The following is a 2,191-nucleotide window of genomic DNA, read 5'->3' as shown; positions in this document are numbered from 1 at the left end:
AAAGGCGGGCACTGCATCAATTTTGCATAAGCCCTATAGCCGATACGTATACGAGTAGGCGGGCAATCGGTTCTTTTTGAGTAGTATTCAATGAGTGAGTTCAGTTCTTGTAATAAAGTTTGCTGTTCCATCATACATACTTAACAATTAGATGACTTAAGCATAATAGACTTAGTCGTTTAGCGGAATATGCCTTTAAAATGTACAGCTATATAAATTGTGATGTAGTTCTCTAAAACACATATTTTATGTATGAAGTTTGTTTAGGAGAGATTTTGGATGTTTCTTTAATCGGATTGTCACAAAGAAAGGTTAATTTAAAGTCATAACAAAAATTGATGAAGATTGTTGCGAACAATAAAATCAAAAGCAATTTTCACAGACGTGGTCGTGAGGTAATTAGGGCTAATTCGAAAGAGTTGGCTTTTTTGTTTTAGTGCATTTGCTTAGATCAAGATGTCCTTTATTAACATTCAATTGCAAATTATCAAGTTCTAATATGGAACTTCATTTTTTAAGTAGATAAAAATAAAGGATCTTAAAAATGTTAATCTCAAGCGATAGATTACCAAAGAGTTTTAAAGACAAAGCCAATCAAAAGGTTGCCAAACTTTCAGGCTCATTGTTGGGAGCTGTTACACCAGAACGACAAGCAACATTGCCAAAAGAGTTTGAACTCAGTCCTCATACGCTTTATAAGCGCTTTGGTAGTACACATTACGGGGTCATGATTCCTGACTTACCTGAACCATTTCGATATTTATCTTGGGCTTCGGTATTAGGTTATGTTGGATTTACGATTACAGATACCAACTATCAAATGTCTAAAGATGGAAAAGGGGATACAGCTTCTTTGGTACATGGAACAGCATTATCGACAACGCCTGAGGCCTACAGGACATTTTCAATCAAAAATGATATCAAGTTTAACCAAACTCCTTTCGCTATTAATTTTGACAATCAAAGTGTCATGCATGAGGATGGTGATGAATTTATATTAATTACTAAAAGAGAAGATTTAGAACTAGAACTTCATTTAAAGCCTACCAAAGCTATTTCATGGTTTGCCTATAGTAATTTTTATAAGCATTTTAGTGTCTTGATGCATTATGACGGCTACATTAAACAAAAAGGCAATAGTGAGAGTATTAAAGGGCTTTGTACGCTTGAGTCTTGGAAAGCTGTAGCGACCTCAATGCTCAAAAACAAATGGTTAGTTGAGAATATTCAACTTCCTGTAAAAGTCTTTAGCTATCAAGTTATTAATATTGACCATGAACAGCAGTTATTACTGGCTTTTATTTGCTATGAAGACCAACCCATTTTGACTTCTGTTTACTACCGTCATATTGATGGAACATCAATTCAATACAACGGAGATATACTTTTTGAAGTAACCAGTCTTCAAGAAGAACCACAGATTACACCTGATGGTTTTCCAATGAATTTACCAAATACTTTTCGCTGGGTTGCTTATCACAATAATCAAAAGGTTCTAGATATTTCAGCACATGTAGACACTCCCTATTGTTTTGGATTGGCTGCTGGTTTCGTTTCTTCATATACATGGCAAGGCGAATTCTATGAACAGCCATTAGTAGGAAGGGGTTATCTGGAATATATTGACAGAAGATAAAATCGTTTTAAAACTTAGTTGTTTATCTATAGCTTCAAGCGAACTAGAAAATATCTGTTTTATAAACTCAATTTAACAATAGATTTTAATTATTTATCCTTACTTTTTAATGATCTATTTTAAAACAGATGTCATTTTGTGTGCTTGACTGAAATAGGGTTGGGCACTATCCTTTGCCTGCTGACCTACATTGTCAGCCGGCTTTGACAGGCTGATTTAGACCGCATCAGAATTATTTCTTCTGAGGAATAGTTTTGTGTGTAAGCTTCTCGTCTCCTCCCGTTGCGGTAGGACGGGAGAGGGACACCTTCGGGTGTGCTGGCGTCTAACCAGTCTGTCAACCTTCTCTCGTTCTGCCACCATAATTATTTGACAGTAATTCGGTAGAACTTCTTTAGACATGAGGAGTCCTCTATGCGTACTAATTCTTTTTCTTTATTGGCTTTTGCCAAATTCTCTCTACCCATACCGCTTAAAAAGTCTTTAAAACGATGTAATCGACTTTAGGTTTCTACATCTTAAGAATCTTTACGACTAAAACATAGCAACAATAAA

At 35.4% G+C, this 2,191-nt stretch carries 1 protein-coding gene; it reads left to right on the top strand.

Features of this window, described 5'->3' with window-relative positions:
- Positions 1-544: 544 nt before the first annotated feature.
- Entirely contained in the window at positions 545-1,636 is a 1,092-nt protein-coding gene (locus J536_RS23650; protein WP_032062853.1) for a DUF6670 family protein, read from the top strand.
- The last annotated feature ends 555 nt before the right edge of the window (positions 1,637-2,191 follow it).

This window comes from Acinetobacter sp. 809848 (assembly GCF_000581275.1).
In the GTDB taxonomy this organism is placed as follows: domain Bacteria; phylum Pseudomonadota; class Gammaproteobacteria; order Pseudomonadales; family Moraxellaceae; genus Acinetobacter; species Acinetobacter pittii.
Note: the sequence above shows the minus strand (reverse complement) of the source record. Positions and strands in the feature narration are given on the sequence as shown.

What these genes read in the sequence shown, in the direction of transcription:
- J536_RS23650 (WP_032062853.1), top strand. Translation starts at nt 545, where the DNA reads ATGTTAATCTCAAGCGATAGATTACCAAAGAGTTTTAAAGACAAAGCC.